The organism is Cupriavidus necator, from assembly GCF_016127575.1.
Lineage (GTDB): Bacteria > Pseudomonadota > Gammaproteobacteria > Burkholderiales > Burkholderiaceae > Cupriavidus > Cupriavidus necator_D.
The window spans coordinates 1,512,234-1,526,727 of the sequence record NZ_CP066019.1 but is presented as its reverse complement, the minus strand read 5'-3'; the positions used below and the strand labels follow the sequence as shown (position 1 = coordinate 1,526,727).

Below are 14,494 nucleotides of genomic sequence, written 5' to 3'. Positions count from 1 at the left end.
GTCGTCCAGGCCTTCCTCCCGATGCGCATTAGCGTACGAACTCCGCCCCTCCTTTCACGGCGCGTTGGGCAACTTGCTGCACCAACGCGCCCGGTCTCTGACTAGCGGTTCTTCAGTGCCTCGGCAACCCCTGCGCCGTAGGCGCGATCGGCCATCGTGCAATTTCGGATATGTCGTTGCTGCACGTCCTCGCTCGCGCCGCCGAGCGAGCGTGCCGTGTTGTCGAAGAGCTGCAGCTTCTGCTCGGGCGACATTAGTCGGAACAGCGCCCCCGGCTGCGAGTAGTAGTCCTCGTCCGCGCGATGGTCCCAGTGCGCGGCTGCGCCCGAGAGCGCCAGTGGCGGCTCCGCCAGCCGCGGGCTGTCGGCCCACTCGCCGCGGCTGTTGGGCACGATGCCGGGCAGCCCGCCCTGGTTGCCGTCCACGCGCATCGCGCCGTCGCGATGATAGCTGTGCACCGGGCAGCGCGGGGCGTTCACCGGGATCTGGTGCGCGTTCACGCCCAGCCGGTAGCGGACCGCATCGCCGTAGCTGAAGAGCCGCCCCTGCAGCATCTTGTCCGGCGAGAAGCCAATGCCCGGCACGATGTTGGCGGGCGAGAACGCTGCCTGCTCCACATCGGCGAAGTAGTTGTCGGGGTTGCGGTTGAGCTCCAGCACACCCACCTCGATTAGCGGATAGTCGCCGTGCGGCCAGACCTTGGTGAGGTCGAAGGGATTGAACGGGCAGACCTGCGCCTGCTGCTCGCTCATCACCTGGATGCACAACGTCCAGCGCGGGAAGTCGCCGCCGTCGATCGCCTCGAGCAGGTCGCGCTGCGCGCTCTCGCGGTCGTTGGCGACGATCGCGGCGTCCTGTGCGTCGGTGAGGTTACGGATGCCTTGCCGGCTGCGCAGGTGAAACTTCACCCAGCGCCGCTCGTTGTCCGCGTTGATAAGGCTGAACGTGTGGCTGCCGAAACCGTGCATGTGGCGATAGCCATCGGGCAGGCCGCGATCGCTCATCACGATGGTCACCTGGTGCAGCGCCTCGGGTAGCAGCGTCCAGAAGTCCCAGTTGTTCTGGGCGTTGCGCAGGTTGCTGCGCGGGTCGCGCTTGACTGCGTGGTTCAGGTCGGGAAATCGCAGCGGGTCACGCAGGAAGAACACGGGCGTGTTGTTGCCCACCAGGTCCCAATTTCCTTCCTCGGTATAGAACTTCACCGCGAAGCCGCGGATGTCTCGCTCGGCATCCGCCGCGCCTCGCTCGCCGGCCACCGTGGAGAAGCGCACGAAGACGTCCGTCTTCTTGCCGACGCCGGAAAAGAGCCTGGCCTTCGAGTACGCCGTGATGTCGTGCGTCACCGTGAAGTGGCCGAAAGCGCCGGAGCCCTTGGCGTGCATGCGCCGCTCGGGGATCACCTCGCGGTCGAAGTGGGCGAGCTTCTCGAGCAGCCAGATGTCCTGCAGCAGCGCGGGGCCGCGCGCACCGGCGGTCTCGATGTTGAAGTTGTCGACAACGGGGGCGCCGTTGGCATGAGTCAGTTTGGTCATGGCAATGTGGGCAAAAAGAGGGATTCAGCGGAGCCTCTTCAGGAGGGAGGACTGGACGTGCAGAGTGGGAGTCGCGTCGATGGCCCCCACTTAACGGTGGACCGGCCATCGACGGTGCGGACTGATTCGACGCAATCAGGCCTTGATAAAAGCCAGCAGGTCCGCGTTGATGAGGTTCGCGTGCGTTGTTGGCATGCCGTGCGGGAAGCCCTTGTAGGTCTTCAACGTGCCGTTCTTCAGCAGCTTGACCGACAGCGGCGCGGAATCGGCGTAGGGGACGATCTGGTCGTCGTCGCCGTGCATCACCAGCACCGGCAGTCCGATCTTCTTCAGGTCGTCGGTGAAGTCGGTCTGGGAGAACGCGACGACGCCGTCGTAGTGCGCCTTGGCGCTGCCCATCATCCCTTGGCGCCACCAGTTCTGGATGATGCCTTCCTGCGGCTTCACGCCCGGCCGGTTGAACCCGTAGAACGGCCCGGCGGGAATATCGCGGTAGAACTGCGCCCGGTTCGTGGCCGTCTGCAGTTGCAGGCCGTCGAACACGTCCTTCGGCAGGCCGCCGGGATTCGACGCGGTCTTGACCATCAGCGGGGGCACGGCGTTAATGAGGCAGGCCTTCGCGGCCCGCTTCTCGCCGTGGCGAGCCAGATAGCGCACGACCTCGCCGCCGCCGGTGGAGTGGCCGATGTGGATCGCGCCCTTGAGGTCGAGATGGTTCACGACCGCGGCGAGGTCGTCGGCGTAGTGATCCATGTCGTGGCCGTTCCAGACTTGCGCCGAGCGGCCATGCCCGCGCCGATCGTGCGCGACGACGCGATAGCCCTTGGAGAGGAAGAACATCATCTGCGCGTCCCAATCGTCGGAGCTCAGAGGCCATCCGTGCGAGAAGACGATCGGGGTGCCATTGGAGGGACCCAAATCCTTGTAGAAGATCTGGACCCCGTCTTTGGTGGTGACATAGCTCATGGGTGGATTTCCTTCCGGAGTTTTAGCGCCATTCGGCGCAGTAGGAGCAGCGGACGCTGCGAATGGCAAAGCCGCTGCTGCTGCAGTGCCTGCCCCGATGACCAACAACTGACGGCGCGTGACTCGAGCGAAGCCAGGCCGTGTTGGCGCGGGATCAATTTTCATGGGTATGGATCTGAGTGGAGACGCGATCAGTCTAGCCATGGTCTCCTCGCCATGCGATATGCATCACGGGCAATTCGATGTTGCCGGATCTTCACCAATGTCGCGGCAGCGCATCCGGCGCGTGCCGCTGGGTCGTTCACCGGGCTCAGCCATCCGCGCGACAGGATCTTCAAATGCTCCGGCTCATTCATGACGGACTCTCGCTGAGCGCGATTGGTACTTCGCGATCAACAGATTTGTCCACACCCAGCCCCTAGTGCAGGCGGGCATTTGCTTCTAGATTTCAACGCATCACGTCAGCATCGATGCATCGGATCGAGACCCTCGCGGCGTGTTCGTTGTCCACCCCAGTCCGAGGAACCAACATGACCCAACGCAGTAACTACCAACAGCAGTCGACGGAGCCTTTCAAGAATCGTGACCACCGATGCGTTGCTCGCGCCACGCTTCGGTTGACGGCCGCGCTTGCAATGGCCGTTGCAAGCATCGCAACCGCCACGGCACATCCACATCCGGTACAACCGGCGCAGTACACCGATCCGACCGAACGCGCCATGCCCGTTCCCACGATGACACTCGATCTGGAACGCACCGCCCTGGTCGTGATCGATCCCCAGATCGACTTCATGAGCCCGAAGGGAGCCGCTTGGTCCGCTGTTGGTGAAGCCGTCACCGAGCAACGGCTCGTGCCGAACCTGCTGCGCCTGTTCGAGTCCTCGAAGAAGGCGGGCATCGTCGTCGCGATCTCGCCTCACTACTACTACCCGCACGACCACCGATGGAAGTTCCAGGCCCCCGCCGAGCTCTTCCAGCACAAGATCAAGATCTTCGACAGACCCGGCGCACTGAGCCTGGATGGGTTCCGCGGCTCGGGCGCGGACTTCATGCCCGAGTTCAAGCGCTACATCGAGGACGGCAAGACGATCGTCGCTTCGCCCCACAAGCTCTACAGCCCGCAGACCAACGATCTCGCGTTCCAGCTTCGCAAGCAGGGGGTCACCAAGATCGTCCTCGCCGGGATGCTGGCCAACCTGTGCGTGGAGTCCCACTTGCGCGAGTTTGCGGAGCAAGGCTTCGAGGTGGCCATCGTGCGTGATGCGGTCGCGGCCCCCAAGCTGCCTGAGGGCGACGGCAATCTCAGCGCGCTGATCAACTTCCGCTACATTGCCAACGCGCTGTGGACGACCGACGAGGTCGTCGCCCAGCTCGCGAAGCCCACTGCGCGGTGACCTGTGATTGCCTCGCCCTCCTGGGATCACCGATGTGCCATGCAGGCCGCATCGGCAGGCGAATTCGGTGGGGGTGGCCCAGTCCAGCGAAGAGTGGGGTCGACTCTCGTTCGTCTTGCCAAGTCTATTGACCCCGCAGGGGCACCATTGGCGCCAAGGCGACCTGTCGATCATCAGGCGTTGGTGAGAAAGCACCCGCGCATTGAAGGTCCAGCGCCCGGATCGCTGCCGTCATGTGGTCGACGAACACGCGGATACGCGACGGCAGGTGCTGACGGCTCAGGTAGCAGATGTAGTGGCCCTGGTCATCGGGTGCGTACTGTGGCATGGAGTGAACCAGTTTCCCCTCGCGCAGCAGATCGCAGATCAGGTACCCGCCCAACTGAGCGATGCCTTTGCCTTGGAGGACGGCCTCCAGCACGAGCCCGTCATCGTTGAACATGATGCGCGATGGCGGCGTCAGCTTTCGCAATCCCCCCTCCACCTTGAACTCCCATTCGTAGACGCGGCCCGACGGCAGACGGACGTTGATGCAGTCGTGCAGCATCAACGCGTCCGGCGACTCGGGCATACCGCGCCTTACCGCATACGCGGGCGAGGCGCACACCAAAGTCTGCATCGGGACGATCCGTTTCGCGACGATCCGGGAGTCGGCCAGGCGTCCGTTGAGAAACGAGACGTCGATGCGGTCCGACGTGAAGTCGCTCGCGACGCAGCCCAGGTGCAGCTCGATCTCGATGTCGGGGTACTTTTCCTGGAAGGCCCACAGCAGCGGTGCAACCACCTTGCGGCCGAAACCCACGGAAGCGGAGACCCGCAGGCGTCCTCGCGGCGGACCGTCGCGCAGATCGCGCAGGTCCTCCATCGCCTCCGTGATGAGAGCGACGCTGGGCTGGCAGCGGGCATGAAGGATCTCGCCTTCGCGCGTGAGCGAAATGCTGCGCGTCGTCCGACTCAGCAGACGCAAGCCGACCTGCGCCTCCAGCTTCTGGATGCAGCGGCTGACCGCGGAACGAGTGATCCCGAGCCGGTCAGCGGCCTTGGAAAAGCCGCCTTCGGCCACGACGGTGATGAAGGCGACGACTCCGGGATAGCTTGTCGCGAAGCTCGATGCAAGCGCCTCCGAGTTGTCCGCGCCGGCAGTCGCCAAAAGAGGGGACTGCATGGCGAAGCAGGACTTAGCCTGGTAGCGACCGAGCCAGTCCTCGAACCGGATCGCGCCGATGCGGGGGTTCTCCCCGGGTGTGAGCGTCCGATCGGAGAGGAGGCCACCAAAGTAGCGCGCGTGGACGTCCGGCACGACCTTGCGCGTATCCTGCGTCGCCCGCAGGAAGCGCCTGACCAGTTCGTCCAGCGGCATCGCCTCCGGACCGGCGACTTCGACCGTGCCGTTGACTGGCGGCGCGACTGCAACCTCGGCGAGCGCCGCTGCCACGTCCGCTGACGCGATCGGCTGGATCAGCGCCGGCGACAAGCGAATCTCCTTGCCTAAGGTGTCCAACGGGGCAGCCGACTGGGCAATGTCGCCGACAAACTCGTAGAACTGCGTCGCACGCACGATGGTGTAGGGAATGCCGGACGCCTTGATGAGGCTCTCCTGCGCGACCTTCGCCCGGAAATAGCCGCAGTCGGGAAGCCGTTCGCTACCAACGATCGACAGGGCCACATGGTGGCGTACGCCGGCGGCAGCGCCCGCAGCCAGGAGGTTGCGGCCCGATCGCTCGAGAAACTCGAGGGCCGTCTCGTCTCCCCATACTGGCGCATTCGCCACATCGACGACGACCTCGGCGCCGTCGAGCGCTTTGGCCAAACCCTCGCGGGTGATGGTGCTGACGCCGGTGTCGGGGGCGGGTGCGAGCACGTCATGGCCGCGCTTGCGAAGGTCCTGCACAAGCTTTGTTCCGATGAGGCCGGTGCACCCGATGACGACAATCTTCATGTTTTCTCTCCGTTTCTCGACCGCAACCCGTTGCAGTCGATGTGCGTGGAGATTGCCCGCGCGCTCCGGAGAGGTCCTTGCCTTCACCTTGAATTTCTCTGCAGGAGAGCTTGGTTCTTCGTCCAAGCGTTGCCCGATCGGAATGAGATGCTCTCACCACGGGTTGCAGTATCATCCATGGACGGAATTCGCCAGTTGCCCCCACCGGGGAGCCGAATCGGCCAGGGGATGTCAAGTGCAGTTCGTGTTTGGAGACTACGTGATCGACCCGGAACGCCGGGAGCTTTCGCATCGCGCGAAAGCCGTACCTGTCGGGCCGCAGGTCTTTGATCTGCTGCTGCATCTCGTCAGGAACCGCGACCGTGTCGTCAGCAAGGACGACCTGCTGAAGGCGGTATGGTGCGGCCGAATCGTATCGGAATCGACGATCACCAGTCACATCAATGCGGTTCGCAAGGCCATTGGCGACACCGGCGGAGAACAGCGCCTGGTCAGGACTGTCGCCCGCAAGGGTTTCCGCTTCGTCGGCGAGATCGGCGAACACATCTCCGGAGAATCGAGGGAGCCGCCGTCGGCTCTCTTCCTCCCGGGTAAGCCCTCCATTACCGTATTGCCCTTCCAGAACTTGAGCGGCGATCCCGAGCAGGAGTATTTCGCCGACGGCGTGGTGGAGGACATCATCTCTGCGTTGTCGCGCATACGCTGGCTGTTCGTCATCGCGAGCGACTCAAGCTTCACATACAAGGGCCGCGCAGTCGAGGTGAAGGACGTTGGTCGCGAGCTTGGCGTGCGCTACGTGCTGGAAGGCAGCATGCGCAAGACCGGCAACAAGGTGCGCATCACCGGGCAGCTCATCGATGCCAGGACCGGGACACATCTCTGGTCTGAACGCTTCGAAGGCACGCTGGACGACATCTTCGAACTGCAGGACCAGGTTGCGGAAAGCGTGGTCGGCGCCATCGCGCCGCAGCTTGAACGGGCGGAAATCGAGCGTGCCAAGCGCAAGCCGACGGAGAACCTGTGCGCCTATGACTATTACCTTCGCGGCACCGCGCAGGTGCACAGCGGGACGCGCGAATCAATCGAGGCGGCGCTGCCCTTGTTCTACAAGGCCACCGAGCTCGATCCGGATTTCGCGTCGGCCTATGGCATGGCGTCCTGGTGTTATATCTGGCGCAAGATGAATGGCTGGATGACCGATCAGCCCGGGGAGATTGCCGAGGGCACTCGCCTGGCGCGACTGGCGGTGGAGCTCGGCCGGGACGATGCTGTGGCGCTCACGAGAGGAGCTCATGCACTCGGGCATCTGACGGGCGACCTCGACGGCGGTATCGCGCTGTTCGATAGAGCTTTGCTGCTTAATCCGAACCACGCACCTGCATGGTCCCTGTGTGGGTGCCTGCACGCTTGTCGCGGCGAAACAGACGCTGCGATTAAGTATTTGGCGCGTGCCGTTCGCTTGAGTCCATTGGATCCGGAAATGTTCAGGATGCAGGCTGGGATGGCGCTGGCACATTTCTTCGCGGGACGCTTCGACGCCGCTTCGGATTGGGCCGAAAGGGCCAAATGCAATCTACCGAGTTTCCTTGCCCCGGTCGGCATTCTGGCGGCGAGTCATGCGCTCGCTGGCCGCATGGACAAGGCGAAGGAGGCGATGCAGCGCCTGCGCAGGCTCGATCCGTCACTCCGCGTCTCCAATCTCAAGGACTGGCTTCCGATCCGTCGCCCAGAAGACCTGACCCAGTTTTCGGAGGGGCTGCGGCTGGCCGGATTGCCCGAATGACTATGGCACGATTGCTCCATCGCCGATGGCGCATACCGGGCCGAGCAGAGCCTGCCCTCGAACGGCCGCACAGATAGCATGGATGAGACCGCGAAGGCCTTCCCTGGCCAGCGGCGTGCCGCCTGGTGCGGCCGGTGCTGCGATCATGCAGACCCATGGATGAGTCGCTTCTCAATCTCACGTCAGTCATTGAGCCGAGCGAAGGCGTCGCAATTAGGCAAGGTCGAGTCCGTCCATCGACGCCACGCAAGAGCGCGGATGCGCGCTGATGCTCGTCACCCATGATCCCGGCTGGATTACCTTGTTGCCACGGCGCGGGCCGAATTGGGGATGCTGCGGCGTGATAGCCATGTACGAAGTGCATGGGACCAACAAGTCCTATCGTGACGAGGGGTCGGCATATTCCCTTGGCCGATTACCATTTACTGAATAGTGCACGCTAATTGGTATCCAGGCATATTTTTCCCTTCTGATCGGGCTGAGGCGGACGTTTCCCTGCAAGCCATGGCGGAAGCCGGAAAAAGGCCGGGTACAAACTTGAACCGGGCGACTTGCGGCCAGCGTGCAATGGAGACTATTCCGGATCCCCCTAACCATTCGACTCTGCAGGCCTCGCCCAACGACTACGAATCCTTCTGTTGCGGAGATGCGTTGTTGGCGCACTCGCGCGGCACAAGGACCGTTGCGCGAATGTTGCACCATAAAAAACGCTGCGATTGGTGCCGATGCGACAACAGAGTGGGTACCGTGAAAGCACTACCGCGTGGTCTGTCGAAGCGTATTATTTCGTCCAAGCCGACCCCGAGGCAAATAACGCCGCGCAGCCTCGGTGAGCTCAACTTTTGGTCAACTGCCAGCAGAGAATCATGATGCAACGCCTTAACTACTTCCAGCAGTCCTCCGAACTGACCAAGAAGCTCATGGAGTTCGGCGCGCTGTTCCAGAAGACCACGATTGAAGAGCCCATTCGCATGGTGCCTGGTTCGTCGGACAAGGCGTTCGGGCTCGACAAGGCCAATCTCGAGTGACGTCTAGAAGGCGATCGCCGCGTTTGCCGCATGCGGCTAGCGATGCTTCGCCCCTCCGTTCCGACGCGCCTCCTATACGCAAGTCTTGTCATGGCACGCCCGGTGCATGACTGCGTTTCGAGGACTGCACTGCTACGCTTGCACGCAAGGCAGACCACCACTTCCATCCGCCATGGACATCTCCGCCCAACACGAGTCGTCCGCCGATGCATCCGGCGCCGTGCCGGAAGCGGCCCCGGCCGTCGTAGTCTTGCACGAGCGGCAGATGTATCCGCACTTATCTGCCGCCGATATCGCGCGCATCGCGCCCTATGGCCGGGAACAGACCTGGCAGGCCGGCGAGTACGTGGTGCGTACCGGGGATCCGGCCAATGGCATGATCCTCGTCATCGAAGGGCGCGTGCGCATTGTGCAGCGCGATGGCATCGGTGACAGCGCTCTGGCCTCCGAGCACGGGCCCGGCAATTTTCTGGCCGAGATCGGCCAGCTTTCTGGCACGCCCGAACTCGTCGACGGCATCGCCATCGACGATGTGCGCGCCATCGTCGTGCGCCCGGCGTGCTTGCGCGCGCTGATGGTGGCCGAGGCCGCGCTCGGCGAGCTGGTCATGCAGGCGATGATGCTGCGCCGCACGGCGCTGATCCAGCGTGGACGCGGGCCGACGCTGATCGGCCGTGGGAGCGATCCGGCCATGTTCGACCTGCAGGCGCTCCTGCGGCGTAACAACTATCCGTACTCGGTGGTTGATATCGACGCCGATGCTGAAGCGGCGGAAATGCCCGGCAAGTTCGATGCCACCGATGACGATCTCCCGCTCGTCATCGACCCCAATGGCACGGTGCTGCGCCGTCCCGATACCACGCAGGTGCTGTCGTGCCTGGGGTTGCTGCCGCATATCGATGGCAGCCGGATCTATGATGTGGCGATCATCGGCGCGGGTCCGGCCGGGCTGGCGGCGGCGGTCTATGCGGCGTCGGAAGGGTTGCGCGTGATCGTGCTCGATGCGTTGTCGCCCGGCGGTCAGGCTGGTGCCAGCGCGCGCATCGAGAACTACCTGGGATTTCCCGCCGGAATTTCGGGCCATGCCCTTACCACCAATGCATATGCGCAGGCGCAGAAGTTCGGCGCGCACATCGCCTTTCCCACGGAAATCGAACGGCTCGATTGCGGCGCCGTACACGAGTTGCGTACGCGGGCCGGCGATACGATCCAGGCACGTACCGTCATCATCGCCAGCGGCGCCGCGTACCGTCGGCCGCCGATTCCGCGCCGGGCCGAGTTTGAAGGGAGTGGCGTCTACTACTGGGCGTCGCCGGTGGAAGCCAAGCTCTGCGCCAAGCGGGAAGTCATGCTGGTGGGTGGCGGCAATTCCGCCGGCCAGGCCGCCGTGTTCCTGGGCGCCCATGTGGCGCACGTCCACGTTGTGATTCGCGGCGATAGCCTCGACACCAGCATGTCGCGCTACCTGATCGACCGCATCGCCGCGCAGCGCAACATCACGGTGCATGCCCGCACCGAAGTGGTGGACCTCGAAGGCAATACGCGGCTGACAGGCGTAACCCTGCGTGATTGCAATATGGGCACGCAGATGACGATGCGGGTGCAGCACGTGTTCCTGTTTACCGGCGCGCAGCCGAACACGTCGTGGCTGGACGGCTGCGATGTGGGGGTAGATGCCAAGGGGTTCGTACTGACCGGCATAGACGCCGGGCTGCAGTCCAATACGCTGGAAACCTGCGTGTCGGGCGTCTTCGCCATCGGCGATGTCCGCTCCGGCTCGACCAAGCGCGTGGCCACTGCGGTGGGCGAGGGCGCAGCGGTTGTGTCGCAGATCCACGGCTATCTCGCTGTCGCTCGGGAAGCGGCCTGAGCCCCTCGGGGCAGGCTCTGGGCGCCCGTATTGTCTCTCGCTACCGGTGATTGGTACACGTCCCTGGATATGCGCGAGGTGAGCATGGCGTCGAAGGCTGTTCACTGCAGGGCACACGCCGCTGTGCGGTACAGGCGATCAAACGAAGCGATCCGGACTCCTGCGTCGGACGTTTGTGAAGGCTTAATGAATGTCTTCCGAATGCTCGCACCTTCAAAAGTATCCGTCGACAGGCCGCGCCACTGGACTAATTCGGAACCAACGCGTACCACATATATACGCTCGTCCCATCGTTGAACAGGAAAATCTGTCGGCGACGATAACCGCGCATAGCCGCGCCGACGCTTACTGAGCGGTTCGGAGGTTTTGAGCCCGGGACTGCACCGCATCAACCCACAACTGGAGGAGGTGTAGCATGAGCAACCAACAAAAGGTCATTGTTATCACCGGCGCTTCGCAAGGCATGGGGCATGCCGCATTCCCGGCAGCAGGAGATCGCTGCACGCCGCCCAGGATGGCGGTGCAACGAAGTCGAATTCTTCGTCACGCGGATCTCGTTTGAAGCCCTCGACAAGGAGCGTGCTGCAAGTCTGAGCGATGTGCCGACCAGACTTAGTCTGCCCGAGAGGGACGTCGATCGCCTGATCGAGGCGGGGAGGGATGCCATCCTTGGCAACCCGGTGATCCGCGAGTTCGAGCGCGAATCGACCGAGGCGCGATAGTCCCGCGGCACGCGGCGTGGGTGAGGCGGGCGGTGGCGAGAATCTCAAAATGGCCGGAATCAGGCGTAGGCCCACCCGCGCGTGGGTGCGCGGGCGCCAGAGGCAACTACCTACAGTTCTCCGCCATTGGACCTTGATAAGGCAACGGCCGCGCTACGCTACAGAACGGCCGTCCGAAGATTGCACAGTCTTAACCCCGAACCAACCGCATGTACGCCGGCCGCGCGGAGGACGGGAAACCTGCGGGGGGGAAAGTCCACGGGCGGCGTAATTCAATTTTCGGGCTGACGTTCGCTCTCGGCGTCATTGTGGGCAAAAGCCTTCTGCGCTGTCTCCCCGATCTTCCTCGATCTCCGCTCGACATCTGCTTTGGCGGCATTGAGTGCGTCCGCCCTTCACTGCAGCCCGCTCCTGCGCCATCGCGCACCGCCCCTCACAGGGCGGCATTGTCCAAGTTTGCCGAACCCTGCGTACAACCCGTGACGGCTGCCCAATCGGTATCTGCCGTCATAAGCTGTTGCACAGGAGCGGCTATGCGCTGTTTCTACATGTCTATTTCAAACTGGAGAGGACAATGTTAATGCTCAAGGGATTCCATCATTTGACCCTCGGCGTGAGGCACGCACAGGAGGATGTGGACTTCTACGTCAAGCTGCTCGGGCAGAGCCTCGTGAAGAAGACCGTGCTCCTTGACGGCGAGGACCCCATCTACCACCTTTATTATGGCAACGCGAATGGCGATCCAGGGACCCTGGTGACGTCGTTCCCGTTCCGTCAGCGGGGCGTCATGGCGCGTCCGGGATCGGGCCAGGTGCGGGTCATCAACTACTCGGTTCCCAAGGGCTCGCTCGAATTCTGGCGCAGCCGCTTCGATGCCATGGACGTGCCGTATGACAGCGAGATCGTCGAGCGCTTCGGAGAGCGCCGCCAGCGACTCCAGCATCCGTGCGGCATCGAGTTCGATCTCGTCGAAACGGATCTCGACTCGCGCCCGGCTTGCGTGGCCAGCGATATCCCCGAAGCCCATGCCATCCGCGGCGTCCACAGCATCACGCTGTCGCTGCGGGAAGTCGCCGAATCGATCCGCTTCATGAGCGAAGCGATCGGGTTCCGGAACGCAGGCCAGGCGGGATCCTACTACCGCTTCGAGACGTACACCGGCGGCCCGGGGACGATCGTCGAGTTCCTGCATGAGCCGGACCGGCACCAGGGTTCGTCGATCTACGGCGAAGGCACGGTCCACCATGTGGCCTTCGCGGTGGATAACGTGGAGCAGCAGGCGATCCTGAAGGAGAGAATGTTTGCCCTGGGCTACATCGATACGTCCGAATCGGTGCACCGCAACTACTTCCGCTCGATGTACTTCAAGATGCCCGGCGGCGTGATGTTCGAGGCGACCACCACCGACATCGGCTTCGCGATCGATGAAGAGCCCGGCCATTTTGGCGAGGAGTTCCAGCTCCCGCCGTGGCTGGCGGATCGCAAGGACGAGCTGCTGGGCCGGCTCGAGCCCATCTCTGTATGACGTTGCCGGAGATCACCATGCAAAAACCGAAAGTACTGATTGTTTTCTACTCACGAAACAGCTCCACCGAGATGCTGGCCAAGGCTGTCGCCGAGGGGGCCCTCGAAGCTGGCGCAGAAGTCCGCATGCGGCGTGTGCGGGAGGTTGTCGGCCCCGACGTCATGCGGCAGGCGCCGGGCTGGCTCGAGAACGCCACGGAGATGAACGCGAAATATGAGGCGCCGACCGAAGCCGATGCCGAGTGGGCTGACGCCATCGTGTTCGGCACGCCGACGCGGTTCGGGTCGATTTCGGCCGAACTCAAGGCGTATATCGACGGGCTCGGCGGCCTCTGGTTCGCGGGAAAACTGAATGACAAGGTGGGCTCGGTCTTCGGCTCGACGTCCTCGCGCCACGGCGGCAATGAAGCCACGCTGCTGGCGACCTACGCGCCCATGGCGCACCTGGGCCTGATCATCGTGCCGCTGGGCTATGCCGACGCGGCGATGTTCAAGGCCGGCACCCCGTACGGCGCGACTCACGTCTCGCAGCGTGACGCCGTGAAGCCCGACGACGATCACCTGGCGGTTGCCCGGTTCCAGGGCCGCAGGGTGACGACCGTCGCTCGCGCCTTGCACGCCCAGCCGCAGCCCGTGGCAGCCTGAAAGTAATAGCCCGATAGTAAAAAAGAGCGGGGACTCGCTGTCTCCGCCCTTTTTGCATCGGCACAGGCCGCTGACACGATAGCATCCGCTCAGGCTGGCGCAGTCTCCACGCAGCTTGCTTGACGATCATGGACTCGAGCGCCGCGATCTTGTGACCGCAGACCGCTTCCATGACCGTCTTGAGCGCGTCACTCCGCAGCCTGGGCGTTTCTCTGTCCGCGGGCGTGCGGACACACCGCGGGCGGATCGCCGATGAAGCCGCGCGCAGACCAGAGTTCCGGGAACGGGATCTCGTTCATGGTCGGCAGGAGCCACGCAATGCCCTCGGTGCCGAAGTAGGCCGGCCGGGCGCCGAACGTCCGGCGCGTTGCCATCAGGTGCAGGTGCTTCCAAGCGGAGAACCCCTCCGCGATATCGGCCAGCGTCTCGCCGAGCTGCTGCAGTTCACGGTGCTCGTCCGGGTCGGCGTAGACCTCGCGCCAGACATTCTCTACCGCCTGGTCCGGCGTGTAGGGCACACTGAAATCGCGTTCGAGTACCACCGCCGGCACGGCGAAGCCCTTGCGGCCCAGGTGGGCGAGCACCTCGTCATACAGGCTCGGCTCCGCCAGCGCCTTGCTGAGTTGTTCCCAGCGCCGGGGTTGCGGCAGGAAGTGCTGCAGGTGCTCCCCTTGCTTGATGCCGAGCAGGTAGACCATCTGCCGGTACGTCCAGCCCTGGAGGGCGGTGTCCTTGCCGAACTTTGGGCCAACGCAGGACAGGATGGCCAGCAGGTCGACCGGCGTCATCCACGCGATAGAGCGCCATGTGGCATTGAGCGGCTCGTGGTGGGCGACGACGCGCCGCAGCGTCCGGCAGGCCCCGGTCAGGTCATCGGCACGCAATTGCGCCTGCGCGGCCTGTATTTCCTTGATGATCAGCATCCAGTAGAGCTCGGACACCTGCGCCGATACGATCCAGGCGTGCTCGCCGGGATGATCGCTGACCGGGTGCTGCAGCGAGTGGAGCACGTCTGTTTGTAACCAGTCACTGTATGGCGTATGCCCGGCCGGCGACGGGGATGCGGGCTTGACGGTATCGTTCACTTTGGT

General features: G+C 63.6%; 11 protein-coding genes. 7 read left to right on the top strand and 4 right to left on the bottom strand.

Translation table 11 applies throughout. The features are described 5' to 3' along the window. Window positions 1-101: 101 nt before the first annotated feature. Both I6H87_RS25980 and I6H87_RS25975 read right to left on the bottom strand, forming a co-directional pair. On the bottom strand, window positions 102-1,532 hold the full coding sequence (locus I6H87_RS25980; RefSeq protein ID WP_011617236.1) for a catalase: 1,431 nt from the start codon (window positions 1,530-1,532) through the stop codon (window positions 102-104). Window positions 1,533-1,667: 135 nt separating this feature from the next. Continuing rightward, complete coding sequence (locus I6H87_RS25975) at window positions 1,668-2,498, bottom strand: alpha/beta fold hydrolase (protein WP_011617235.1); 831 nt, start codon at window positions 2,496-2,498, stop codon at window positions 1,668-1,670. A 530-nt stretch (window positions 2,499-3,028) separates the two neighbouring features. Here I6H87_RS25975 and I6H87_RS25970 point away from each other — a divergent pair. Further along, window positions 3,029-3,892 carry a cysteine hydrolase family protein gene (locus I6H87_RS25970; protein WP_011617234.1) on the top strand — a complete coding sequence of 288 codons (864 nt, stop codon included), beginning with the start codon at window positions 3,029-3,031 and terminating at the stop codon, window positions 3,890-3,892. Between the two features lie 124 nt (window positions 3,893-4,016). Here I6H87_RS25970 and I6H87_RS34830 read toward each other — a convergent pair whose 3' ends face one another. Further along, window positions 4,017-5,831: a LysR substrate-binding domain-containing protein gene (locus I6H87_RS34830; RefSeq protein WP_011617233.1), complete on the bottom strand. Its 1,815-nt coding sequence runs from the start codon at window positions 5,829-5,831 to the stop codon at window positions 4,017-4,019. A gap of 235 nt (window positions 5,832-6,066) precedes the next feature. Between I6H87_RS34830 and I6H87_RS25955 the strand changes: the two genes are divergently transcribed. The 6 genes from I6H87_RS25955 (at window position 6,067) to wrbA (ending at window position 13,403) form a co-directional block, all read left to right on the top strand. Beyond that, complete coding sequence (locus I6H87_RS25955) at window positions 6,067-7,614, top strand: winged helix-turn-helix domain-containing tetratricopeptide repeat protein (protein WP_011617232.1); 1,548 nt, start codon at window positions 6,067-6,069, stop codon at window positions 7,612-7,614. A gap of 866 nt (window positions 7,615-8,480) precedes the next feature. Next, complete coding sequence (locus tag I6H87_RS34525) at window positions 8,481-8,642, top strand: hypothetical protein (RefSeq protein ID WP_231881439.1); 162 nt, start codon at window positions 8,481-8,483, stop codon at window positions 8,640-8,642. A gap of 172 nt (window positions 8,643-8,814) precedes the next feature. Then, a complete protein-coding gene (locus I6H87_RS25945) occupies window positions 8,815-10,512 on the top strand; it encodes an FAD-dependent oxidoreductase (RefSeq protein WP_011617230.1) in 1,698 nt (565 codons plus the stop codon). A 470-nt stretch (window positions 10,513-10,982) separates the two neighbouring features. Continuing rightward, window positions 10,983-11,234 (top strand): hypothetical protein, encoded by a 252-nt coding sequence (locus I6H87_RS25940; RefSeq protein ID WP_011617229.1) that lies wholly within the window; start codon window positions 10,983-10,985, stop codon window positions 11,232-11,234. Between the two features lie 574 nt (window positions 11,235-11,808). Next, window positions 11,809-12,759 carry a ring-cleaving dioxygenase gene (locus I6H87_RS25935; protein ID WP_011617228.1) on the top strand — a complete coding sequence of 317 codons (951 nt, stop codon included), beginning with the start codon at window positions 11,809-11,811 and terminating at the stop codon, window positions 12,757-12,759. Window positions 12,760-12,776: 17 nt separating this feature from the next. Continuing rightward, the gene (wrbA, locus tag I6H87_RS25930; protein WP_041688100.1) at window positions 12,777-13,403 is read left to right on the top strand and encodes an NAD(P)H:quinone oxidoreductase; all 627 of its coding nucleotides are present in this window, start codon (window positions 12,777-12,779) and stop codon (window positions 13,401-13,403) included. Window positions 13,404-13,591: 188 nt separating this feature from the next. Here the strand turns inward: wrbA and I6H87_RS25925 are convergent, their stop codons facing one another. Next, window positions 13,592-14,488: a tryptophan 2,3-dioxygenase gene (locus tag I6H87_RS25925; protein WP_011617226.1), complete on the bottom strand. Its 897-nt coding sequence runs from the start codon at window positions 14,486-14,488 to the stop codon at window positions 13,592-13,594. Between the last annotated feature and the right edge of the window lie 6 nt (window positions 14,489-14,494).